Source organism: Streptomyces sp. DH-12 (assembly GCF_002899455.1).
Lineage (GTDB): Bacteria > Actinomycetota > Actinomycetes > Streptomycetales > Streptomycetaceae > Streptomyces.
Genome location: NZ_PPFB01000001.1, coordinates 5,920,001 through 5,943,763, shown reverse-complemented (window position 1 = coordinate 5,943,763; position 23,763 = coordinate 5,920,001). Strand labels below are relative to the sequence as shown.

The following is a 23,763-nucleotide window of genomic DNA, read 5'->3' as shown; positions in this document are numbered from 1 at the left end:
CCGCTGTCTAGCCTTCCATTGCATCAATCTTCAGTGGAAGTGCTGCGGATTTCGCAGGCGTTAGCTCCGTGTTCCGGTTCGGAGTCGTCCTCCGTGGCCTCCTCGGCCAGCATGCGCTCGGCCGTGCTCCGGTGCAGCGCGGCGGACGCGGGGTCGCCGAGACGCGCGAAGGAGTCGGCCAGTCGCAGGTGCAGCGCGGCCTGCAGCCGGGTGTCCTCGGCCCGGCACGCCCACTCCACGGCCTCCCGGCAGGTGCGCAGCGACTCCTCCGGCCGCCCCGCGTACTCCTGCACCCGCCCCAGTTCGCTCAGTGCCCGCGCCTGCGCGGCCACGTCGCCCTCCCGCCGGTGCCCGGCGACGGCCGCGCGCCAGTTGCGCAGCGCCTCGCCGTAGCGGCCCGCGTAGGTGTGGGCGGCGCCGATGCGGCCGTAGAGCCGGGCCGCCTCGGAGCGCTCGTCGCGGGCCAGCCGCTCGGCCAGGGCGCGGCCGAACCAGTCCGCCGCCCGGTCGTAGTCCCCCAGCTCCAGGTACGCGCCGCCCACGGATTCCATCGCCCGGCCGGTGGCGTACGGGTCGTTCGCCTCGCGTCCGGCGTCCAGCGCGGCCCGGTAACGCGCCAGCGCCTTCGCTGTGCGGCCGGTGCGGGCGTCGAGGTCGCCGAGGTTGAGCAGGGCGGCGGCCCGCTCGCGGGGCAGGTTCCGGCGCTCGGCGACGCCGAGGACGAGGTGGTGGATGTCGTAGAGGTCGCTCGCGGCGGCGCGGGTGCCGACGTGGGCGACCATGGCCCGCACCAGCTGGGACATGAGCCGCCGGGCCAGGGTGTCCAGCTCCCCGTCGGCGACCGCGAGCCGGGCGGCGGCCAGCAGGGCGGGCCGGCGCAGGCGCAGCCAGTCGGCGGCGGCGCGGGGCGTGGGGAAGCGCAGGGGGCGCGGCAGGGCGAGGAGTTTCGCGCGGGCCTCGGGGCTGTCGGTCTCGGTGATCGCACGGCAGGACTGGAGCAGCCGCACGGTCCGCTCCAGCATGCGGGCGCGGGCGAGCCGGAGCTCGGCGGGCCGCTCGTGGTCCTCGGCGAGCCGGCGCAGCTCGCGGTGGAGGCAGCCCGGCACCCGGTACTGCGGCAGGGCGGAGCCCACCGAGTGCAGCAGGCCGTGGGCGGCGAAGTCGTCGAGGGCGGTGTGCGCGGCCTCCACCGAGCATCCGGTGAGCGCGGCGGCGGTGTGCGGGTCGACGAGTCCGGCCGGGGCGAGGGCGAGCAGGCGCAGGGTGCGGGCGGCGGTCTGCGGCAGCGCGTCGTGCACCAGCCGCAGCAGCCGGGCGGTCACGGGTTCGGCGCCGGCGTCCGTGTGCAGCTGCTTGGCGAGGTCGGCGACGGCGGCCTTGGGGCGTGCGGCGAGCCATCCGCCGGCCAGCACCAGCGCGGCCGGCTGGCCCTGGCACTGCTCGGCGAGGCGCTCGGCGGCCCGGGGGTCGACGGTGATGCGCACGGATCCGGTGAACCGGGACAGCAGTTCCACCCCGGACTTGGTGTCGAGGCCGCCGAGGGTGCAGGGGCGGACGTCGGCGATGCCGGTGAGCGGGCCGGAGGAGACGGTGACGGCCAGGCAGTCGGGGTTGTCCGGGAGCAGGGCGTCGACCTGCTCGGCGTCGGCGGCGTCGTCGAGCAGGAGCACCGCGCGGCGCTCGGCGAGGGCGGTGCGCAGCGCCTCGCCGAGTTCGTCCTCGGGGGCGCCGGCGGGGGCGGGTTCGCCGAGCGCGTCGAGCAGGTCGCGGGCGGCGGACCCGACGGGCACGGGCGTGCCGTCGGGCTCGCTCAGCCGGGTGCGCAGCACCCCGTCGGGGTAGGCGCCGGCGACCTGGTGGACGAGTTCCTCGGCGAGCGCCGACCGGCCGGTCCCGGGCCGTCCCGCGATGAGCAGCACACGGGCGCGGGGGGCCTTGCGGCCGGAGAGGGTGTCGAGCCCGGCGCGCTCGATGTCGGCGCGCAGTTCCTTCAACTCCCTGGTACGGCCCAGGAATCGACCTTCCGGATGGGCGTCCCGAGGGAGCCGCACACCGTTCGGGTCCACTGCCTGATCCGTCACGGGCCACACTCCCGTCCCACCGCACGCGCCGGCCCGCCGGATCTCCGGTACGGGCGTCTTCCAGAGCCTAGTTCACGCTCTGCGACGTTCCATGAGGAGCGCGGCGCGGTGGGCGGGACTCCCTCGATCGGATCAACAGATCGTAGGATTCACGCCCCTGATGGGCGCCCCGTACGCCGGAGGGCTTCACGTCCCGGGCGGCTTCGGCCGCCGGCTCACGCCTCGAACGGCCGGGCCGGCCACGGCGCCTCCGCCGGGCGCAGCGCGTCCAGGCCGTCGCCGGAGCGGGCGGCGACCAGCGACAGCACGCCCACCACCAGGCAGTTGTTGTGCAGGTCACCGGCGAGCACCCCGCGCACCAGCTCGTCGACGGGGACCCGGGACAGCTCCATGTCGGCCTCCTCGTCCTCCACCGTGAAGCGGTCGCCCTCGACCTCGGACAGCCCCCGGGCCAGGAAGATCCGCACGGCCTCGTCGCAGCCGCCGGGCGTGGTGTAGACGTCGGACAGCACCCGCCAGTCCTCCGCCTTGACGTGCGCCTCCTCGTACAGCTCGCGCTGGGCGGCGTGCAGCGGGTTCTCACCGGGGACGTCGAGCAGGCCGGCCGGGATCTCCCACAGCTTCTGGCGCACCGGGTGCCGGTACTGGCGCAGCACCACGGCCCGGTCCGCGTCGTCGAGGGCGAGGACGGCCACGGACCCCGGGTGGACCTGGTAGTCGCGGCTGACCACGGCGCCCCCCGGCATGACGACCTCGTCGGTGCGCACGGAGGTCTTCTTGCCCACGAAGGGAGTCCGCGTCCCGCGGATCTCCCACTCCTCCGCGGTGTCCTTGATCGTCATGCCTGTCCTTCCGAACCGAAGCGGTGGTACCCGGCCTGCCCGCCACGACGCGGCCGGGGAGCGAGCCGTCGAAGGTCCGCACCCCGGCAACCGTACAACCGGGCGTGCTACTTCGAGATCTTCCGCTCGACCGCGGCCTTCACCAGCCCCGCGAAGAGCGGGTGCGGACGGGTCGGACGCGACCGCAGCTCCGGGTGCGCCTGGGTGGCGACCAGGTAGGGGTGGACGTCACGCGGGTACTCGACGTACTCGACGAGCTTGCCGTCGGGCGAGGTGCCGGAGAACACCAGGCCCGCCTTCTTCTCCAGCTCCGCGCGGTAGGCGTTGTTCACCTCGTAGCGGTGCCGGTGGCGCTCCTCGACGTACTCCTTGCCGTCGTAGACCTCGCGGACGATGGACCCCTCGGCCAGCTTGGCCGGGTACATGCCGAGCCGCATGGTGCCGCCCATGTCGCCCTCGCCGGCGACGATGTCGAGCTGCTCCGCCATGGTGGAGATCACCGGGTGGGCGGTGGCCGGGTCGAACTCGGTGGAGTTGGCGTCGGAGATGTCCGCCAGGTTCCGCGCGGCCTCGATCACGATGCACTGCAGGCCGAGGCACAGGCCCAGCAGCGGGATCCGGTTCTCGCGGGCGTACTTGATCGCGCCGACCTTGCCGAGCACGCCGCGGTCGCCGAAACCGCCGGGGATGCAGATGCCGTCGACGTCGGCGAGCTGCGCCTGGGCGCCCGCCGGGGTCTTGCAGTCGTCGGACGTGACCCACTTGATCTTGACGCGGGCCTTGTTGGCGAAACCGCCGGCGCGCAGCGCCTCGGTGACCGACAGGTAGGCGTCCGGCAGGTCGATGTACTTGCCGACCAGGGCCAGGGTGATCTCGTGGTCGGGGTTGTGCACCCGGTCCAGCAGGTCGTCCCAGGTGGTCCAGTCGACGTCGCGGAAGGGCAGGTCCAGCTTGCGGACCACGTAGGCGTCCAGGCCCTCGCCGTGCACGGTCTTCGGGATGTCGTAGATCGAGCGGGCGTCGGGGCAGGCGACCACGGCGGCCTCGTCGACGTCGCACATCAGCGAGATCTTCCGCTTGATGGCGGTGGGCACCTCGCGGTCGCAGCGCAGCACGATCGCGTCGGGCTGGATGCCGATGTTGCGCAGTGCCGCCACCGAGTGCTGGGTCGGCTTGGTCTTCAGCTCACCGGAGGGGCCGATGTAGGGGAGGAGAGAGATGTGGACCACGAACACGTTGTCGCGGCCGACCTCGTGCCGCACCTGGCGGACCGTCTCCAGGAACGGGAGCGACTCGATGTCGCCGACCGTGCCGCCGACCTCCGTGATCACGACGTCGACCTCGTCGGTCGCCATGCGCCGGATGCGGTGCTTGATCTCGTTGGTGATGTGCGGGATGACCTGGACGGTGTCCCCCAGGTACTCGCCGCGCCGCTCCTTGGCGATCACCGTGGAGTAGACCTGACCCGTGGTGACGTTGGCGGAGCCGTCGAGGTCACGGTCGAGGAAGCGCTCGTAGTGGCCGATGTCCAGGTCGGTCTCGGCGCCGTCGTTGGTGACGAACACCTCACCGTGCTGGAAGGGGTTCATCGTGCCCGGGTCGACGTTGAGGTACGGGTCGAGCTTCTGCATCACGACGCGCAGACCGCGGGCCTTGAGCAGCATGCCGAGGCTGGAGGCGGTCAGCCCCTTGCCGAGAGAGGAGGCGACACCCCCGGTGACGAAGATGTGCTTGGTCGTCGAAGCTGTGCTGTTTCGGAAAGCAGCGGGCGGCATGGCCAAGAGGGGGCTCCCGTGGTCGCGGTCTGTGGGTGCGGTTCCGGGGTTTCTCGCCCACCGGTCCACGGGCTACCAGCGTATCAGCGCCGCGGGGGAACGGCTCACGGCCACGTTCCGCGCACGGGGGGCCACGCAGCATGTACCACACACAGGACCCTCACTCGAGGCTCACTCGTTCGGCGGGGTCGCGTTGCCGCGAGCGGCACACAGATCATCTACGTGCGTCGTATCCTGCTCGGACATTCGCTGCCGAGCCCGGCCGGCCGAACGGCACCACCCCCGCCCGTAAGTCCCGGAACAACGTGGGCTCGTCAGTTCGTTGAGCAGAGATCGGCGCTTTGCGTGAACGGCTGAGCGACTGCTTTGCTTCACAGCTCAACGACATTTTGCAAGACCCCCCTTGACCGCACTAGCGACAGCCCCCTCGCGGGGTGACGTGGCCGTTCGACTGGAGATGCACGTGGCCGGGCGCATCGAAGACTACGCACTCATCGGAGACATGCAGACCGCGGCGCTGGTCTGCCGGGACGGCACGGTCGACTGGCTGTGCCTGCCGCGCTTCGACTCGCACGCCATCTTCGCCGGGCTGCTGGGAACCGAGGAACACGGCTTCTGGCGGCTGGGCCCCGCGCACCCGGACGCGGAGCCGCCCACGGCGACCCGGCGCCGTTACCGGGGCGACTCCCTGATCCTGGAATCCGAGTGGGACACCCCCCGCGGCACGGTCCGCGTGACGGATTTCATGCCCCCGCGCGACGGCGCCCCCCAGCTCATCCGCATCGTGGAAGGCGTCTCGGGCCGGGTCCCCATGCGCTCGGCGCTGCGCATGCGCTTCGCCTACGGCCGGGTGGTGCCGTGGGTGCGCCGGCACGAGGGCCGCACGGTCGCCGTGGCCGGCCCCGACTCCGTGTGGTTCGACACCGGCGTCGAGACCTACGGCGAGGACCTGACCACGTACTCGGACTTCACCGTCGCGCCCGGCGACCGGGTGGCGTTCACCCTCTCCTGGGAGCCGTCGCACAAGCAGCCCCCGGCGCTGCCCGAGCCCGAGCAGGCCCTCGACGCCACCGAGGACTTCTGGAGCGAGTGGGTCGAGCACTGTACGTACCACGGCCCCTACCGCGAGGCCGTGATCCGCTCCCTGATCACGCTGAAGGCCCTCACCTACGCCCCGACCGGCGGCATCGTCGCCGCGCCCACCACCTCCCTGCCCGAGGACATCGGCGGCGTCCGCAACTGGGACTACCGCTACACCTGGCTGCGGGACGCGGCGATCACCCTCTCCTCGCTGCTGCGCACCGGCTACCGCGAGGAGGCCCGTGCCTGGCGCGAGTGGCTGCTGCGCGCGGTGGCGGGCGACCCGGAGAACCTGCAGATCATGTACGGCATCGCCGGCGAACGCGAGCTCGGCGAGGCGGAGCTGGACTGGTTGCCCGGCTACGAGAACTCCGCCCCGGTCCGGGTGGGCAACGGCGCGGCCCACCAGCTCCAGCTCGACGTGTACGGCGAGGTCACCGAGGCCCTGCACCTGGCCCACATGACCGGCCTCGCGCGCAACGACTACGCCTCGCTGCTCCAGCTCAAGCTGATCCAGTACCTGGAGAAGCACTGGCAGGAGCCGGACGAGGGCATCTGGGAGGTGCGCGGCCCGCGCCGCCACTTCGTGCACTCCAAGGTGATGGCCTGGGTGGCCGTCGACCGCACCATCAAGCTCATCGAGTCCGGCGACGCCCACGGCCCGCTGGAGGAGTGGAAGCGGCTGCGCGACGACATCCACCGGGACGTGTGCGAGAAGGGCTACGACGAGGAGCGCAACACCTTCACCCAGTCGTACGGCTCCCAGGAGCTGGACGCGGCCCTGCTGCTGATCCCCCAGGTGGGCTTCCTGCCGCCGGACGACAAGCGGGTGATCGGCACCGTCGAGGCGATCCAGCGCGAGCTGTCCACCTCCGACGGCTTCATCCTGCGCTACCCGACCGAGGGCAAGGACGAGGGCGTCGACGGCCTGCCCGGCGACGAGGGGGCGTTCCTCGCCTGCTCGTTCTGGATGGCCGACGACCTGGCCATGATCGGGCGCGTGGACGAGGCGCGGAAGCTGTTCGAGAAGCTGCTGTCGCTGCGCAACGACCTCGGTCTGCTGGCGGAGGAGTGGGACCCGCGCCTGCAGCGCCAGGTGGGCAACTTCCCGCAGGCGTTCAGCCACGTCCCGCTCATCGACACGGCCCTGCGCCTGACGGCGTCGGGGGCGTACGGAGGCTGACGGCACCGCGCCGCCCCCGGCCGGTCCGGGGGCGGCGCGGGCCGGACGTGTGACGGGGACACGCCTGCGGGTAGCGTCCGCTGCATGAGCACCGCCGGCACACCCCCGCCCACGGGCATCACCGTGCAGCGCGCCCTGGAACTGCCCGGACTGCGCGGCGGCCTCCCCGAGGTCCTCGCCGGCGCCGAGCGGCTGGGGCGCACGGTGCGCTGGGTGCACGCGGGCGAGGTGCCCCACATCGCCTCCCTGCTCAAGGGCGGCGAACTGCTGCTCACCACCGGCTACGGACTCGGCGCCCGCCCGGCCGACCAGCGGGCGTTCGTGCGCACGCTGGCCGACCGGGGCATCGCGGCCCTGGTGGTCGAGCTCGGCCCGCGCTTCCCCCGGCTGCCCGCCGCCCTGGTCGACGCGGCCCGCTCCGCCGGGCTGCCGCTGGTCCAGCTCCATCGTGAGGTGCCGTTCGTCACGGTCACCGAGGAGATCCACACCGAGATCGTCAACGGGCACTACGCGCTGCTCCAGCGCGCGGAGGAGGTGCACCGGCACTGCACCGAGGCGCTGCTCGCCGGCGGGGGTGTGCCGCAGGTCCTGGAGATCCTCGCCGGGTTCACCAAAAACCCCGTGTTCCTGGAGACCACCGACGGCCAGTTGCTGTACGCGGCCGGGGAGGGACCCGAGGGCGCGGACCCGCTCCAGGTGTGGGAGGGGCTGCGCGACCGTCGGCGGGACGATCCGCCGGCCGGCACGGTCCTGGTGGACGTGCCCGGCGGGGGGCCCGGCAGCGGCGGCGTCCGGGCGCGGCTGGTGCTGCTGCCGGTGCGCTGCGCGCCGGAGCCGGTGCACCGGACGGCCGCGGAGCGGGCCGCGGGCATCCTCGCCGTGGTGCTGATGCAGGCCCGCCAGGAGGAGGAGCTGGCGGCGCGTGGCCGCGGCGACTTCCTCACCGACCTCGCCGAGGGCCGGATCAGCGCCCAGGACGCGCCCGCCCAGGCCCGGGTGCTGGGCTTCAAGCCGGGCCGGGGGCCGCTGCTGCCGGTGGTCATGCGGCTCGGCGACACGCTGTCCCCGCAGGGCGGCGGCTGGGCGGTGCTGGCCCGCGCGGTGGGCGAGGAGCTGTCCTCGCTCGGCGTGCCGGTGCTGCTCGGTGTGCGGCCGGTCGAGGGGCGGGTGCCGCTGCTGCTCGCGCTGCGCGCGGACACGGACCGGCCGTCCGTCGCGGACCGGGTGGCGGCCGCGCTGCGCGCCGGGGTGGAGCGCGCGGGGATGCTGCGGCCGGGCGGCCGGCCGCCCGTGGTGGTGGTCGGGCCGGCCGGCGACTGGGCGGCGGTGCCGGCGGGGCTGCGGCACGCGGTGGAGACGGCCACGGCGGCGCGGGGGCTGCCCGAGCGCCCCTGGTACGACGCCCGGCGGCTGGACATCGACCTGCTGCTGTGGCGGCTGCGCGACCATCCGGACCTGGCGGACTTCGTGGACCGGGCGATCGGCCCGGTGCTGGACCACGACCGGCGCTCCCGGCCCGCGCTGCTGCCCACCCTGGAGACGTACCTGGCGCACGCCGGGCGCAAGGCGGAGACCGCGCGGGAGCTGCATCTGAACCGGCAGACGCTCTACAACCGGCTCGCCCGCATCGGGGAGTTGCTGGGCACCGACCTCGACGATCCCGGGACGGTGCTGACGCTGAGCCTGGCCCTGCGGGCACGGCGGCACGTGCCCTGACCGGCGAGCGGGACCCGCAGGGGGTTCAGATCAGTGGCCGGAGCCGGGTCAGCTCGTCGTAGACGCTGAGGACCTGGGCGACCGTCTGGTCCTCGGTCGGCCAGGTCGCGGCCTGCCGTACCCCCCGCCGCACGAGCGACTCCCGGTGCTCCGGGTCCGTCAGCAGCCGGATCACGGCGTCGGCGAGTGCCCGCGCGTTGCCGTGCGGCACGAGTTCCGCCGCGTCGCCGACGAGTTCGGGGATGCCGCCCACCCGGGTCGCGACGAGCGGCACGCGCGCGTGGAGCGCCTCCTGGGCGAACAGGGAGCGCCCCTCCTCCCTGCGGCTCGGCAGCACGGCCACGTCGGCCGCGGCCAGCAGGTCGGAGGCGTCCTCACGGCGGCCGAGCAGCCGCACCGGGAGGTCCTGGGTCTCGACGGCACGGCGCAGTTCGCCGTGCAGCGGCCCCTCCCCCGCGATCACCACCAACGGCACCGGGTCGAGGCGCTGCCAGGCGTGCGTGGCGTCCAGCAGGACGTCGTGGCCCCGGTGCCGCTCCAGGGAACCGACGGCCACGATCAACGGGCGGTCCACGGCGCCGAGTTCGGCGCGCACCTTGGGCGTGCGCCGCTCGGTCTCCCCCGGCGCCGGCACGCTGCGGGGCCCGGGCAGGGAGACCGGGGCCAGCCGGGCGTCACGCGCCCCGCTGCGGCGCGCCCGGTCCACCAGCGCGGAGGTCGTCCCCAGCACCACACCGGCCGCCCGCACGACCCGCCGCTCCAGCACGCGCAGGAAGTGCGCGCGGGGGCCTTCGGCGTGCGTCCGGTCGTGCCAGGTGACGACGAACGGGGTGCCGCGCCCGCCGAGCGCCAGGGACGCGCGGAACGAGGCGTGCAGACCGTGCGCGTGCACCAGGTCCGCGTCCGAGCAGACGGCGCGCAGCGCGGCCACCGACCCCGGGTCGCTGCTGCGCGGCACGTGGACGTGCTCCGCCCCGGCCCCGGTGAAGTCGTAGGCGCGGTCGGCCTCCTCGGGGGCGCACACCGTGACCCGCACGCCCCTCGCCACGAGTCCCGCGGCCAGCGAGCGCACGTGCGCGCCGCTCGCGGCGTTGCCGCCGCCCAGCACCTGCACGGTGCGCAGCGGCGACTGACCGTGCGGTGCGTGGCTGCTCACGGGGGTCACGTGGCCGGGCTCCTGGTTCGGGTCGGGCGGTCACGACGAACGTACCGAAGGATCCCGCGGAGGGGTGGGCCGCGCGGCTTCCTCCGCGTACACCGTCAAGCATGCCAGCACGCCCGGCAGTTCCGGGAAACGCGCCGGCGTACGCCGGGGTCCACACCTGACGGCACATCACCCGTACGGACGACGGAAGATCCTCTTCCGGCAGGGTCAGACGTCCACCCGCGCCGCCGCCAGCAGCTCCTCCGCGTGCGCCCGCGCCGTCTCGGAGTCCTCCTGGCCGGCCAGCATCCGCGACAACTCCCGTACGCGGTCCTCGCCCTCCAGCACCTTCACGCCGGACCGGGTGACCGAGCCGTCGCTGGTCTTCTCCACCAGCAGCTGCCGGTCGGCGAACGCGGCCACCTGCGGCAGGTGCGTGACGACCACGACCTGCGCCTTCTTCGCCAGACGGGCGAGACGCCGTCCGATCTCCACCGCCGCCTTGCCGCCGACGCCGGCGTCCACCTCGTCGAACAGGTACGTCGGCACCGGGTCGGTCCCGGCGAACACGACCTCCACGGCCAGCATCACGCGCGACAGCTCACCGCCCGAGGCGCCCTTGGCGATCGGGCGGGGCGGCGCCCCGGGGTGCGGAGCCAGCAGCAGCTCGACCTCGTCCACACCCGACGGCCCGTACGCCACCGTGCGCCCGTTCACCTCGACACCGTCGGGGTCCTCGGTCTGCCGGATGTCGAACGACACGCGCGCGTGCGGCATGGCGAGCGACGCCAGCTCCTCCGTCACGGCCGCCGCGAACCGCTCCGCGGCCTCCGCCCGCGCCTCCGACAACTCCTGGGCCAGCGCACCCAGTTCGGCGCGGAGCGCGTCACGCTCGGCGGTCAGCTCGCCGATCCGCTCGTCGTCGCCCTCCAGCTCCGTGAGGCGCGCGGCGCTCCGCTCCGCCCACGCCAGCACCTCGGCGACGTCCTCGCCGTACTTGCGGGTCAGCCCGTTCAGCGCCGCCCGGCGCTCCTCGACCGCCGCCAGCCGCAGCGGGTCCGCGTCCAGGTCGTCGGCGTAACCGGCCAACTCGCCCGCGACGTCACGCAGCAGGATGCCGATCTCCCCGATCCGGTCGGTCAGCGCGGCCAGCGCCGGGTCGTGCCCCCGCACGGCGTCCAGGGCCCGCTGGGCGCCCGCGACGAGCGTCCCGGCGTCCACGCCCTCCGGGTCCTCCGGGTTGCCCGCCAGCGCGGCGTGCGCGACCGCGGCGGCCGACCTCAGCGCCTCGGCGTGCCCGAGCCGCTCCGCCTCCTCCGCCAGCTCCGTGTCCTCGCCCGCACGCGGCTCGACCGCGGCGATCTCCTCCAGCCCGAAGCGCAGCATGTCGGCCTCCTGGGCCCGCTCCCGCGCACGGGTGGTGATCTCCTCCAGCTCCGCGGTGACCGCCCGCAGCCGCTTGTACGCCTCCGCGTACGCGCCGAGCGGCACGGCGACCGCGTACCCGGCGTACCGGTCGAGCGCCTGCCGCTGCCGGGACAGCTTCAGCAGACCCTGCTGGTCGCTCTGCCCGTGCACGGCCACCAGGTCGTCGGCGAGCTCCGCCAGCAGCCCCACGGGCACACTGCGCCCGCCCAGGTGCGCCCGCGACCGCCCCTCGGCCGAGACGGTACGGCTGACCAGCAGCGTCCCCTCGTCGAGCTCGGCCCCGGCCTCCTCGGCGCGCACGACGGCCGGCGAACCCTCGGGCACGGCGATCCGCCCCTCGACCACGGCGTTGCGCGCGCCGATCCGCACCAGCGCCGCGTCCGCGCGCCCGCCGAGCAGCAGGCCCAGGCTCGTGACCACCATGGTCTTGCCCGCGCCGGTCTCGCCGGTCACGGCGGTGAAGCCGGGCGACAGCTCGACGACGGCGTCGTCGATGACACCGAGCGACCGTATCCGCATCTCCTCCAACACCCTCCAGACCATACGAGGTCTCACAGGTGTTGTGCGACGCCACCCCGCCCCGCGGACGCTGTGGCGGACCGCGGCATGCCGGGACATCACTCGTTGAACGGGTGTTCCCGCCCTCGCGGGGACGGTCCGGCCGTCGCCGTTCCCGACGACGTCCGGATACGGTACTCCCCGCACACGCGGGGACGTGGCGCGGCGCCGCGGGCCCTACTGCGGCGCCCCCCGCCACCCCGACACCGGGAGGGCGAACTTCGCCACCAGGCGGTCGGTGAAGGAGGCGTGGTGCAGCCGGGCCAGCCGTACCGGCACGGCTCCCCGCCGCACCTCCACGCGTGCCCCGGCCGGCAGCTCGACCGTGCGGCGCCCGTCGCACCACAGCACGCCCGGCGGGACGTGCGGCAGCACCTCCACCGCCAGCACCGAGTCCGGCGAGGTCACCAGCGGTTTGGCGAACAGCGCGTGCGCGCTGATCGGCACCATCAGCAGCGCCTCGACCTCCGGCCACACCACGGGCCCGCCCGCGGAGAACGCGTACGCGGTGGACCCGGTGGGCGTGGCGCACACGATGCCGTCACAGCCGAAACCGGTCACCGGCCGCCCGTCGATCTCCAGGACGACCTCCAGCATCCGCTCGGCGGACACCTTCTGCACGGCCGCCTCGTTCAGCGCCCAGTCGGTGTGCACGATGTCGCCGTTGCGGTGCACCACGACGTCGACGGTCATCCGCTCCTCGACCTCGTACGCCCGGCTCACCACCCGGTCGACGACCTTCTCCAGGTCGTCCCGCTCGGCCTCGGCGAGGAAGCCCACACGGCCGAGGTTGACGCCCAGCATCGGCACCCCGGACGCGCGGGCGAACTCGGCGCCGCGCAGCAGTGTGCCGTCACCGCCGAGGACGATCAGCAGCTCGCAGTCGTCCAGGCACTGCGGGGTGGCCTCCTTGACCGTCTCCACGTCGTCCGGGAGCGGCAGGTCGCGGGCCTCCTCCTCCAGGACCCGCACCCCGAGTCCCGAGCGCAGCAGGCCCCTGACCACGAGCTCGGCGCTGCGGATGGCCGCGGCCCGCCCGGTGTGGGCCAGCAGGAAAACAGTACGAGCACGGTTCTGTGTCAACGCGGCCCCTCCGCCACAGCACGGTCAACGTCGGCCGGGTCCAGTTCCGGTGCCCCGGCCCGCAGCCACAGGAAGTATTCGACGTTCCCGGAGGGTCCGGGCAGCGGACTGGCCGTCACGCCCTTCGCCCCGAGCCCCAGCTCCCAGGCCCTGGCGGCCACCTCCCGGACCGCCTCCGCGCGCAGTTGCGGGCTGCGCACGACACCGCCGCTGCCCAGCCGCTCCTTGCCCACCTCGAACTGCGGTTTCACCATCATCACCAGATCGGCGTCCGGCGTCACGCACCGCTTCAGAGCGGGCAGCACCAGTCCGAGCGGGATGAACGACAGGTCCCCCACGACAAGATCCACTGGCTCCCCATCGATGACCTCGAGCGTCAACTCCCGCACGTTCGTACGGTCCTTGACCGTGACGCGTTCATCCTGCCGGAGAGACCAGGCGAGTTGTCCGTATCCGACGTCCACCGCGACCACGTGCGCGGCCCCCGCCCGCAGCAGCACGTCGGTGAAACCGCCGGTGGAGGCGCCCGCGTCGAGGGCCCTCCGTCCCTTCACGACCAGCCCCCGCGGCACGAAGGCGTCCAGTGCCCCGGCCAGTTTGTGACCGCCGCGAGAGACGTAGTCGGGGTCACCGGCGTCCTCGGCGACCACGATCGCGGCCGCGGTCTCCACCTGGGTGGCGGGCTTGGTCGCCACCGTCCTGCCCACGCTGACCCGCCCGGCGGCGATCAGCTGGCTGGCGTGCTCGCGCGAGCGCGCCAGCTTGCGGCGGACCAGCTCCGCGTCGAGACGGCGGCGTGCGACTCCTGCCACGTTCGGTTCAGCTCCTGTGTCCGTGTGCCGACTGGGACGGGCGCCCCGACGGACCCCGGTGCGGGGCGGCGGGCGAGGGACCCGGGCGGGCGTCGAGCGCGGTGAGCGCGTCGCGCAGCCCCCGGTGTACATCCTCGTACACCTCGAGGTGGCCGTCGGTGGTGAGGCGGTCGGCGTCGGCCAGCCGCTCCACGTGGGCGTCGACCTCGGCGTTCCCGGTGGGGGTGCGCGGCACGCCCAGGGGGGCGGGCCCGGCGGGTCCGTCGTCGTACGGCGGCTGCGGCGCCCCGGACGCCCCCGGCCCCTCCTGCGGGTCCCCGGCGTCCGGTCCCGCGTCCGCCGCCTGCGGCACTGCGTCGTTCATGCCCCGACGCTACCTCGAACGGCTGGGGTACCGTCGTGCGCGATGGCCACGATCGAGGAGTGCCGTGCGGCACTCGACAAGCTTGCGGACAGCATGGGGAACGCCGAGGGCGACGTCCGCGCGGCGGCGTCGATGGAGCGGTCGGTCAGCTGCCACGTCACGGACCTGGACGTGACCTTCGCGGGCCGGCTCACCGGCGGCCGGATCGCGGTGCGGGACACCTTCCCCGGGCCGCCGCGCGAGAAGGCGCAGATACGGCTCGCCATGACGGGCGACGACCTGGTGGCCCTGGTGGACGGGAAGCTGCACTTCGCCCGTGCCTGGGGGTCGGGCCGGGTGCGGCTGGAGGCGGGGCTGCGCGACCTGTTCCGGCTCAGGAAGCTCCTGTGACGGGAGTCACCCGGGTGCGCGAGGCGTACGGGAGCGGCCCGGCAGGCCGGCCGGCCCGGCGCACCACGGCGGCGCACAGCTCGGCGAGCGCCGGCTCGGCGGGACAGTCGGGCGGCACGGAGAGCGCGGCGCGCGCCTCCTCGGCGTGGCGCACGGCGTCCCCGGTCGCGCCCGCCTCACCCCTTCGCGGCCCCCGCCCGGGACGCGCGGGCCGCCGGAACCACCAGCGGGGTGCCCGTCTCGGGGTCGTCGATGACCTGGCAGCGCAGCCCGAACACCTCCTCCACCAGCTCGGCGGTGACGATGTCCTTCGGGGCGCCCTGGGCGATGACCCGGCCGGCCCGCAGGGCGATCAGGTGGGTGGCGTACCGGGCGGCGTGGTTGAGGTCGTGCAGGACGGCGACGAGGGTGCGGCCCTGCTCCTCGTGCAGGTCGGCGCACAGGTCGAGCACGTCGATCTGGTGCTGGATGTCCAGGTAGGTGGTCGGCTCGTCGAGCAGCAGCAACGGCGTCTCCTGGGCCAGCGCCATGGCGATCCACACCCGCTGCCGCTGTCCTCCGGACAGCTCGTCGACGTAGCGGTCCGCGAGGTCGGCGACGCCGGTGCGGGCCATGGACTCCCGGACGACCCGCTCGTCCTCGGCGGACCACTGGCGCAGCAGGCTCTGGTGCGGGTAGCGGCCGCGCGCGACCAGGTCGCCGACGGTGATGCCGTCGGGCGCGATGGACGACTGGGGCAGCAGGCCGAGGGTGCGGGCGACCTTCTTGGCGGGCATGGCGTGGATCGCCTGCCCGTCGAGCAGCACCCGGCCCTCGGTGGGCCTGAGCATGCGGGACAGGGCGCGCAGCAGGGTGGACTTGCCGCAGGCGTTGGGGCCGACGACGACGGTGAAGGAGTGGTCCGGAATCTCCACCGACAGCTGTTCGGCGATGACCCGCTGGTCGTAGGCCAGGGTGACGTTCTCGGCGGACAGGCGGTTCACGGTGCTCCTTCGGGTGTTCGTGGGGTCGGCGCCGCTCATATCCGGCCCGCCCTGCGCTCGGTGACCAGCAGCCACAGCAGGTAGACACCGCCGAGCACGCCGGTGACCACGCCCACGGGCAGCTGGTCGGCGCCGAACGCCCGCTGGGAGACGAAGTCGGCGAGGACCAGCAGGGCGGCGCCCATGCACATCGAGGCGACCAGGTTCGGGCCCGGCGAGCGGGTCAGGCGCCGGGCGAGCTGCGGCGCGGTGAGCGCGACGAAGCTGACCGGTCCGGCGGCGGCGGTCGCGGACGCGGTGAGCAGCACGGCGGACAGCATCAGCACCAGCCGGAGCCGCTCGACGCGCACGCCGAGGGCGTTGGAGACGTCGTCGCCCATCTCCGTCATGCGCAGGGCGCGGGAGTTGGCGAGGACGACCGGGACGAGGACGGCGCACAGCGCGAGCAGCGGCCACACCTGGTCCCAGTCCCGCCCGTCGAGGGACCCGGTCATCCAGACGACGGCGCGGGCCGCGTCGACGATGTCGGACTTGGTGAGCAGATAGCCGTTGACGGCCGTGACGACCGCCGCGACGCCGATGCCGACCAGCACCAGCCGGTAGCCGTGCACACCCCGCTTCCACGCGAGGACGTAGATGGCGGTGCCGGTGAGCAGGCCGCCGGCGAGCGCGCCGAGGGCCACCTGGTTGGCGCTGCCGGAGAACAGCACGATCACGGTGAGCGCGCCGGCCGTGGCGCCCTGGCCGAGGCCCAGGATGTCGGGGCTGCCCAGCGGGTTGCGGGAGATGGACTGGAACAGCGCGCCGCCGATCCCGAGGGAGGCGCCGACCAGCAGCCCGACCAGGACCCGCGGCAGCCGCAGCTCGGTGACGATGAACTCCTGCCCCTCGTCGCCCTGGCCGACGAGGGCTGCCAGCACGTCGGAGGCGGACATCGGGAAGTCGCCGGTGCCGATGAGCAGCACGCTCGCGCCGAGCGCCAGCAGCATCAGCAGCACGACGACGGTGAGGGCACGCACGTCCAGCCGGACCGAGAGGCCGCCGGGGACGCGCACCGCACGGTTGGTCTTCACAGCTGGGCCGTCCTCCGCCGTCGTACGAGAAGAATGAAGACCGGGCCGCCGACGACCGCGGTGACGATGCCGACCTGGAGTTCGGCCGGCCGGGCCACGATCCGGCCGAGCACGTCGGCGCCGAGCAGCAGCACGGGCGACAGGACCGCCGCGTACGGCAGGATCCAGCGCTGGTCGGGCCCGGTGAAGGAGCGCACCACGTGCGGCACCATCAGGCCGACGAAGACGATCGGCCCGCACGCGGCGGTCGCCGCGCCGCTCAGCATCGTCGCGACCAGCATGGACAGCGCGCGGGTGCGGTTGAGGTCGGCGCCGAGGGCCTTGGCGGTGTCGTCGCCCATGGCCATGGCGTTCAGCGGCCGGGCGAGCGTCAGCGCCAGCAGACTGCCGACGACCAGGAACGGCGCCACCTGCATGACGGCCTCGTCGCTGCCGGAGGCGAGCGAGCCGACCGTCCAGAAACGCATCCGGCCGAGCGCGGCGTCGTCGAGGATCATCACGGCCTGGAGGTAGCCGTAGAGGGCGGCGCTGATGGCTGTGCCGGCCAGCACCAGCCGTACCGGGGTCGCGCCCCGGCGGCCGCCGAGGAACCACACGATCGCGCCGACGGCGGCCGCACCGAAGAACGCGAACCACACGTATCCGGACAGGGAGGTGACGCCGAAGAAGGTGATGGCGGTGACGACCGCGGCGGAGGCGCCCGCGTTCAGGCCGAGGAGTCCCGGATCGGCCAGCGGGTTGCGGGTCAGCGCCTGCAGCACGGCCCCGGCGAGGCCGAGGGCGGCGCCGGCGAGCAGGCCCAGCAGGGTGCGGGAGAGCCGGTCGGCCACGACGGTGTCGGTGTAGGTGCCCGACGCGTCGAACAGCCCGTGCCAGACCTGTTCCAGGGACAGTTCCTTCGCGCCGACCGCGATGCTCGCCAGCGCGACGAGCGCCAGGACCGCGAAGGACACCAGCAGACCGAGCGCGCGTATCGCCCGGCGGCCGCGGGGCGCGGAGGCGGTCTCCGCGCGCTGTTCGGGGGGACTCTCGACCAACACCCGGTTAGGCTAGCCTATCCTCCGCTCGGAACAAGATCCGGAAGCCGCCCCGCCCCCGTCAGGGCCGTCACAGCCCCAGCCGCGCCAGCGCCTTCCCCGCGTCCAGGGCGCACGCCTCGTCGCCCGCCGCCGTCCAGGCCGCCCCGCACAGCGCCCGCAGCCCGTCCACGGGAGTGCCGTCCCCGTCCAGCTCCAGCCGCCCGGCGACGGCCGCCGCCGTCCAGCCGCCGCACCGGAACCCGCCGCCGGCCTCGACGACCTCGGGCTGACCGGTGAGCAGCCCCCGCAGATCGGCGTCCACGTACGTCGGCCGGTGGTGCGGCGGCGCCGCGAGGAGCCGCGCGCCGTCGGTCACCCCGGTGAGCACCAGCAGCGAGTCCACCCCGCCGTTGAACGCCCCCTCGATGTCCGTGTCCAGCCGGTCCCCCACCACCAGCGGCCGCTCGGCGCCCGTGCGCAGGATCGTCTCGCGGTGCATCGGCGGCAGCGGCTTGCCCGCCACCTGCGGCTCGGCGCCGGTGGCGATCCGTACGACCTCGACCGCCGCGCCGTTGCCGGGCGCGATGCCCCGGCCGCTGGGGATCGTCAGGTCGGTGTTGGACGCGAACCACGGCACTCCGCGCGCCACGGCGTAGCTCGCCTCGGCGAACCGGCCCCACGGCAGCTCCGGACCGCCGTACCCCTGCACGACCGCGACCGGGTCGTCGTCCGCCGACTCCACCGGCACCAGCCCGCGCTCCCGCAGCGCCACCCGCAGGCCCTCGCCGCCCACCACCAGCACCCGCGAGCCCTGCGGCACCTGGTCGGCGATGAGCCGCGCCACCGCCTGCGCGGAGGTGATCACGTCACCGGCCTCGGCCGGTACGCCCAGCTCGGTCAGATGCGCGGCGACGGCGTCGGGCGTGCGCAGCGCGTTGTTGGTCACGTAGGCGAGACGCATCCCGCCGTCGCGGGCCGCGGCGAGGGAGGGGACCGCGTGCTCGATGGCGTCGCCGCCCGCGTACACCACTCCGTCGAGGTCGAGCAGCGCCGTGTCGTACGCCTCGCTCAGGGCCTGCCCACTGCCCTCGGGCCTCGTCCTGACGCTCCGGCTCATTCCGCATCGCTCCTCGTTCGACGGCTTTCCCCCGATCATCCCCCATGAGGCCGGCACCCGTACGATGCCGGGATGAATACTGCAGGTCACTCGAAGGCAACGGCGCCCCGAGGGCTGGAACTCACCCCGTTCCGCGGCCTTCGGTACGACCCCGACCGGGTCGGCAGCCTGGCCGCCGTGACATCCCCGCCCTACGACGTCGTGGTCCGCCCCGACGGCCTGCACCACCTCCAGTCCGCCGACCCCCACAACATCGTCCGCCTGATCCTGCCCGAGGCCGCCACGCCCGCGGAGCGCAACGCCCAGGCCGCCCGGACGCTCCGCCGCTGGCGTGCCGAGGGCGTCCTCACCGCCGACCCGGAACCCGCCCTGTACGTCTACGAGCAGCGCGCCGGCGACGGCCTGGTGCAGCGGGGCGTGATCGGCGCACTGCGCGTCTCCGACCCGGAGGAACGGCTGGTGCTGCCGCACGAGGAGGTCATGCCGCACATCGTCGCGGACCGCGCGGGCCTGATGCGGGCCACTAGCGCGAACCTGGAACCACTGCTGCTCACCTACCGGGGCGACGGCACGGCCACCGCGACGGCCGCTCTGATCGAGCGCACGGCCGGACAGCCGCCGCTCCTGGCGACCACCACCGAGGACGGCGTCCACCACCGTCTGTGGTCCGTCACCGACCCCGCCGACCTGGCGGTGGTCCGCGGGGAGCTCTCCGCCCACCAGGCCCTGATCGCCGACGGCCACCACCGCTGGGCGACCTACCGCCGGCTGTGCGCGGAGCACCCCTCCCCCAGCCCCTGGGACCACGGCCTGATCCTCCTGGTCGACACCGCCCGCTATCCGCTGCGGGTCCGCGCCATCCACCGCCTGCTGCACCACCTGCCGGTCGCCGAGGCCCTGGAGGCGCTCGACGGCTCCTTCCGCGTCCGCCGCCTGGACGGACCGCTGCCGAAGGCGATGGACGCGCTGGCCGAGGCGGCGGCGGAGGACAACGCCTTCCTCCTCACCGGGGACGACGGAGCCTTCCACCTCGTCGACCGCCCCGACCCCGCACTGCTGGACCGCACGGTGCCGGCGGACCGCCCGGAGGCCTGGCGCACCCTCGACGCGACGGTCCTGCACGCCACGCTCCTCGACCACGTCTGGCGCGTCCCCGACGATCCCGCCCACATCGCGTACATCCACGACACGGCGGCCACGGTGGACAAGGCCCGACGGGACGGCGGAACGGCGGTGCTGATGCACCCCGTCCACGAGGACGTGGTCCGCGACCTGGCCCGCCAGGGGGTCACGATGCCCCGCAAATCGACGTCGTTCGGCCCGAAGCCCGCGTCGGGTCTGGTGCTGCGCGCCCTGGACCTCTGAGGTCCGGAAACACGAAGAGGGGCGGGCCCCGGCTGTGTGCCGGGACCCGCCCCTCTTCATCTGCGCTGCACCGCGCGGACGTCAGTCCTCGTCGTCGTCCCGCGCGCCCTGCTCGTCACGGCCGGTGGCGCTCTCGTCCTCTTCCTCGACGAGGGCGTCCATGAACTCCACGCCGTCCAGCTCGGCCAGCCGGTCGGAGGCGTCCGTGCTGCCGTCCCGGTCGGCCTCGACGGCCTTGGCGAACCACTCGCGCGCCTCGCCCTCACGGCCGGCCGCGAGCAGCGCGTCGGCGTACGCGTACCGCAGACGCGCGGTCCACGGCTGCACGGAGTTCGACGCCAGCTCGGAGCTCTGCAGGGTGACGATGGCCGCGTCCAGCTGGCCCATGTCACGCCGGGCGCCGGCCGCGACGAGACGCATCTCGACCTGACCGGCCTTGTCCAGCTTCTGCACCTCGGGGGCGCCGGCCATGTCCAGCGCCTTCTCCGGCCGTCCGAGCCCGCGCTCGCAGTCCGCCATCAGCGGCCACAGCTCCACGGTCCCGGTCATCCGCCGCGCGGCCCGGAACTCGGCGAGCGCCTCGCCGTACTTCTGCGTCGCGTACGCGGCGAACCCGGCGGCCTCCCGTACGGCGGCCACGCGCGAGGCGAGACGCAGAGCGATGCGGGAGTAGGCGTAGGCGCCCTCGGGGTCCTCGTCGATGAGCCGGGCGACCATCACCAGGTTCTTGGCGACGTCTTCGGCGAGCGTCTTGGGCAGGCTCTGCAGCTCCTGCCGGACGTCCTTGTCGATCTCCTCGCCGGTGACGTCCTCGGGGATCGGCAGCCGCTTGATGGGCTCGCGGTCACGGTCCCGCTCGTCACGGAACCGGCCGCCACCGCCCTGACGGTCGTCGCGCCCACGGAACCCACCGGGACGGCCGCCCCGGTCGTCGCGCCGCGGCCCGCGGCCACGGTCGTCGCGGCCACGGAAGCCGCCACGGTCCCGGTCGTCACGACGGAAGCCGCCACCACGCGAGTCGCGGTCACCGCGGGAGTCGGTACGGCTGTCGCCATCGCGCCGGAAACCACCGCGGTCGCCGCGCTCGGGACGGTCGTCCCGCCGGAAACCGCCCCGGTCACCACGGTTGTCATCCCGACGGAAACCACCACGGTCACCACGGTTGTCATCACGGCCGCGGTAACCACCACGGTCCCGATCGTCACGCCGATCGTCCCGGCGGTCATCCCTGCGGTCGTCCCGCCCTCGGTACCCGCCGCGCTCGCCCCCACGGTTGTCGTCCCGCCCACGGAAGCCGCCACGCTCGGGCCGGCCACCACTGCGGTCGCGGTCGTCACGACGGAAGTCCCGGTCGCGGTCGTCACGGCGGAAGGGGGGACGGTCGCCGTCCCTGCGGAAGCCACGGTCGCGGTCGTTGCCGCGCTGGGGGCCGCCACGCTGGCCGCCACGGTCCCCGCGGTCCGAGCGATCACCACTGTCCCGTCGCCGCTGGTCGCGCTCCGGTCGGTCGTCGGGAGAGTTGGTGGACATGGGTGACTCCTGTCTCGGGTACTGCAAGCATAAATACAAAAAGGACCCCTGGCCCCAGCTGAACGCTGGCGACCAGGGGTCCTTCCAAAGATTGTTCGGCGGCGTCCTACTCTCCCACAGGGTCCCCCCTGCAGTACCATCGGCGCTGTAAGGCTTAGCTTCCGGGTTCGGAATGTAACCGGGCGTTTCCCCTACGCTATGACCACCGAAACCCTAATGGTTTCGAGCGAACAAGCACACTCTTCTGTTGTATGTGTTCTACTCAAAGCCGACAACGGTCGTTGTCTCAGAACTAACACAGTGGACGCGAGCAACTGAGGACAAGCCCTCGGCCTATTAGTACCGGTCAACTCCACACGTTACCGTGCTTCCATATCCGGCCTATCAACCCAGTCGTCTACTGGGAGCCTTACCCCATCAAGTGGGTGGGAGTCCTCATCTCGAAGCAGGCTTCCCGCTTAGATGCTTTCAGCGGTTATCCCTCCCGAACGTAGCCAACCAGCCATGCCCTTGGCAGAACAACTGGCACACCAGAGGTTCGTCCGTCCCGGTCCTCTCGTACTAGGGACAGCCCTTCTCAAGACTCCTACGCGCACAGCGGATAGGGACCGAACTGTCTCACGACGTTCTAAACCCAGCTCGCGTACCGCTTTAATGGGCGAACAGCCCAACCCTTGGGACCGACTCCAGCCCCAGGATGCGACGAGCCGACATCGAGGTGCCAAACCATCCCGTCGATATGGACTCTTGGGGAAGATCAGCCTGTTATCCCCGGGGTACCTTTTATCCGTTGAGCGACGGCGCTTCCACAAGCCACCGCCGGATCACTAGTCCCGACTTTCGTCCCTGCTCGACCCGTCGGTCTCACAGTCAAGCTCCCTTGTGCACTTACACTCAACACCTGATTGCCAACCAGGCTGAGGGAACCTTTGGGCGCCTCCGTTACCCTTTAGGAGGCAACCGCCCCAGTTAAACTACCCATCAGACACTGTCCCTGATCCGGATCACGGACCCAGGTTAGACATCCAGCACGACCAGACTGGTATTTCAACGACGACTCCACCCGAACTGGCGTCCAGGCTTCACAGTCTCCCAGCTATCCTACACAAGCCGAACCGAACACCAATATCAAACTGTAGTAAAGGTCCCGGGGTCTTTCCGTCCTGCTGCGCGAAACGAGCATCTTTACTCGTAGTGCAATTTCACCGGGCCTATGGTTGAGACAGTCGAGAAGTCGTTACGCCATTCGTGCAGGTCGGAACTTACCCGACAAGGAATTTCGCTACCTTAGGATGGTTATAGTTACCACCGCCGTTTACTGGCGCTTAAGTTCTCAGCTTCGCCCACCCGAAAGTGAGCTAACCGGTCCCCTTAACGTTCCAGCACCGGGCAGGCGTCAGTCCGTATACATCGCCTTACGGCTTCGCACGGACCTGTGTTTTTAGTAAACAGTCGCTTCTCGCTGGTCTCTGCGGCCACCCCCAGCTCACCGAGTAAATCGGATCACCGAGTGTGGCCCCCCTTCTCCCGAAGTTACGGGGGCATTTTGCCGAGTTCCTTAACCATAGTTCACCCGAACGCCTCGGTATTCTCTACCTGACCACCTGAGTCGGTTTAGGGTACGGGCCGCCATGAAACTCGCTAGAGGCTTTTCTCGACAGCATAGGATCATCCACTTCACCACAATCGGCTCGGCATCAGGTCTCAGACTATGTGCCAGGCGGATTTGCCTACCTGACGTCCTACACCCTTACCCCGGGACAACCACCGCCCGGGATGGACTACCTTCCTGCGTCACCCCATCACTCACCTACTACCAGCTCGGGTCACCGGCTCCACCACTCCGACCTCGTCCGAAGACTCAGCCGGCGGCTTCACGGGCTTAGCATCACTGGATTCGATGTTTGACGCTCCACAGCGGGTACCGGAATATCAACCGGTTATCCATCGACTACGCCTGTCGGCCTCGCCTTAGGTCCCGACTTACCCTGGGCAGATCAGCTTGACCCAGGAACCCTTAGTCAATCGGCGCACACGTTTCTCACGTGTGAATCGCTACTCATGCCTGCATTCTCACTCGTCAACCGTCCACAACTCGCTTACGCGGCTGCTTCACCCGGCAGACGACGCTCCCCTACCCAACCCAGCACCCGTTGGGGCTACCTGCTGGATTGACACGACTTCGGCGGTACGCTTGAGCCCCGCTACATTGTCGGCGCG

The 23,763-nt window shown here is 72.5% G+C and carries 17 protein-coding genes and 2 rRNA genes (1 of these 19 running past the window's edge); 4 read left to right on the top strand and 15 right to left on the bottom strand.

Annotated elements, in window-relative coordinates; genetic code table 11:
* Nucleotides 1-23: 23 nt before the first annotated feature.
* The 3 genes from C1708_RS25680 to pyrG all read right to left on the bottom strand — a co-directional run bounded on the left by C1708_RS25680 (nucleotide 24) and on the right by pyrG (nucleotide 4,698).
* On the bottom strand, nucleotides 24-2,081 hold the full coding sequence (locus tag C1708_RS25680) for a tetratricopeptide repeat protein (RefSeq protein WP_106414908.1): 2,058 nt from the start codon (nucleotides 2,079-2,081) through the stop codon (nucleotides 24-26).
* 215 nt (nucleotides 2,082-2,296) lie between these two features.
* Nucleotides 2,297-2,923, bottom strand: a complete 627-nt coding sequence (locus tag C1708_RS25675; RefSeq protein WP_106414907.1) for an NUDIX domain-containing protein — start codon at nucleotides 2,921-2,923, stop codon at nucleotides 2,297-2,299.
* Between the two features lie 107 nt (nucleotides 2,924-3,030).
* Nucleotides 3,031-4,698, bottom strand: a complete 1,668-nt coding sequence (pyrG, locus tag C1708_RS25670) for a CTP synthase (protein WP_106414906.1) — start codon at nucleotides 4,696-4,698, stop codon at nucleotides 3,031-3,033.
* A 463-nt stretch (nucleotides 4,699-5,161) separates the two neighbouring features.
* Here pyrG and C1708_RS25660 point away from each other — a divergent pair, with 463 nt between their 5' ends.
* Together C1708_RS25660 and C1708_RS25655 are read left to right on the top strand one after the other, a co-directional pair.
* Nucleotides 5,162-6,961 (top strand): glycoside hydrolase family 15 protein, encoded by a 1,800-nt coding sequence (locus C1708_RS25660; RefSeq protein ID WP_106416482.1) that lies wholly within the window; start codon nucleotides 5,162-5,164, stop codon nucleotides 6,959-6,961.
* 84 nt (nucleotides 6,962-7,045) lie between these two features.
* Nucleotides 7,046-8,677 (top strand): PucR family transcriptional regulator, encoded by a 1,632-nt coding sequence (locus C1708_RS25655; RefSeq protein WP_106414904.1) that lies wholly within the window; start codon nucleotides 7,046-7,048, stop codon nucleotides 8,675-8,677.
* 25 nt (nucleotides 8,678-8,702) lie between these two features.
* On the opposite strand, the gene C1708_RS25650 is transcribed toward C1708_RS25655, so the two are convergent.
* From C1708_RS25650 to C1708_RS25630, 5 genes are all read right to left on the bottom strand, one after another.
* Nucleotides 8,703-9,842: a glycosyltransferase family 4 protein gene (locus C1708_RS25650; RefSeq protein WP_106414903.1), complete on the bottom strand. Its 1,140-nt coding sequence runs from the start codon at nucleotides 9,840-9,842 to the stop codon at nucleotides 8,703-8,705.
* 207 nt (nucleotides 9,843-10,049) lie between these two features.
* The gene (gene recN, locus C1708_RS25645; protein WP_106414902.1) at nucleotides 10,050-11,792 is read right to left on the bottom strand and encodes a DNA repair protein RecN; all 1,743 of its coding nucleotides are present in this window, start codon (nucleotides 11,790-11,792) and stop codon (nucleotides 10,050-10,052) included.
* Between the two features lie 192 nt (nucleotides 11,793-11,984).
* Nucleotides 11,985-12,890, bottom strand: coding sequence for an NAD kinase (locus C1708_RS25640; RefSeq protein ID WP_106414901.1), 906 nt, complete (start codon nucleotides 12,888-12,890; stop codon nucleotides 11,985-11,987).
* Nucleotides 12,887-13,702 (bottom strand): TlyA family RNA methyltransferase, encoded by an 816-nt coding sequence (locus C1708_RS25635; protein ID WP_106414900.1) that lies wholly within the window; start codon nucleotides 13,700-13,702, stop codon nucleotides 12,887-12,889. The genes C1708_RS25640 and C1708_RS25635 overlap by 4 nt, the downstream gene beginning before the upstream one ends.
* 7 nt (nucleotides 13,703-13,709) lie before the next feature.
* Complete coding sequence (locus tag C1708_RS25630) at nucleotides 13,710-14,066, bottom strand: hypothetical protein (protein ID WP_106414899.1); 357 nt, start codon at nucleotides 14,064-14,066, stop codon at nucleotides 13,710-13,712.
* Nucleotides 14,067-14,108: 42 nt separating this feature from the next.
* Between C1708_RS25630 and C1708_RS25625 the strand changes: the two genes are divergently transcribed.
* Nucleotides 14,109-14,456 (top strand): sterol-binding protein, encoded by a 348-nt coding sequence (locus C1708_RS25625; protein ID WP_106414898.1) that lies wholly within the window; start codon nucleotides 14,109-14,111, stop codon nucleotides 14,454-14,456.
* Nucleotides 14,457-14,632: 176 nt separating this feature from the next.
* Here the strand turns inward: C1708_RS25625 and C1708_RS25620 are convergent, their stop codons facing one another.
* The 4 genes from C1708_RS25620 to C1708_RS25605 all read right to left on the bottom strand — a co-directional run bounded on the left by C1708_RS25620 (nucleotide 14,633) and on the right by C1708_RS25605 (nucleotide 18,648).
* Complete coding sequence (locus C1708_RS25620; protein ID WP_106414897.1) at nucleotides 14,633-15,478, bottom strand: ABC transporter ATP-binding protein; 846 nt, start codon at nucleotides 15,476-15,478, stop codon at nucleotides 14,633-14,635.
* Nucleotides 15,475-16,512, bottom strand: coding sequence for a FecCD family ABC transporter permease (locus tag C1708_RS25615; protein WP_106414896.1), 1,038 nt, complete (start codon nucleotides 16,510-16,512; stop codon nucleotides 15,475-15,477). Before C1708_RS25615 ends, C1708_RS25620 begins: the two co-directional genes overlap by 4 nt.
* Nucleotides 16,509-17,552 carry a FecCD family ABC transporter permease gene (locus C1708_RS25610; RefSeq protein WP_106414895.1) on the bottom strand — a complete coding sequence of 348 codons (1,044 nt, stop codon included), beginning with the start codon at nucleotides 17,550-17,552 and terminating at the stop codon, nucleotides 16,509-16,511. Before C1708_RS25610 ends, C1708_RS25615 begins: the two co-directional genes overlap by 4 nt.
* A gap of 67 nt (nucleotides 17,553-17,619) precedes the next feature.
* A complete protein-coding gene (locus C1708_RS25605; RefSeq protein ID WP_106414894.1) occupies nucleotides 17,620-18,648 on the bottom strand; it encodes an HAD-IIA family hydrolase in 1,029 nt (342 codons plus the stop codon).
* 72 nt (nucleotides 18,649-18,720) lie between these two features.
* On the opposite strand from C1708_RS25605, the gene C1708_RS25600 reads away from it, so the two are divergent.
* Complete coding sequence (locus C1708_RS25600) at nucleotides 18,721-20,013, top strand: DUF1015 family protein (RefSeq protein ID WP_106414893.1); 1,293 nt, start codon at nucleotides 18,721-18,723, stop codon at nucleotides 20,011-20,013.
* Between the two features lie 81 nt (nucleotides 20,014-20,094).
* Here C1708_RS25600 and C1708_RS34490 read toward each other — a convergent pair whose 3' ends face one another.
* From C1708_RS34490 to C1708_RS25585, 3 genes are all read right to left on the bottom strand, one after another.
* Nucleotides 20,095-20,838: a tetratricopeptide repeat protein gene (locus C1708_RS34490; protein ID WP_198602744.1), complete on the bottom strand. Its 744-nt coding sequence runs from the start codon at nucleotides 20,836-20,838 to the stop codon at nucleotides 20,095-20,097.
* 798 nt (nucleotides 20,839-21,636) lie between these two features.
* Nucleotides 21,637-21,753 (bottom strand): 5S ribosomal RNA (gene rrf, locus C1708_RS25590).
* Between the two features lie 106 nt (nucleotides 21,754-21,859).
* A 23S ribosomal RNA gene (locus C1708_RS25585) occupies nucleotides 21,860-23,763 on the bottom strand; it runs 1,222 nt beyond the window's last position.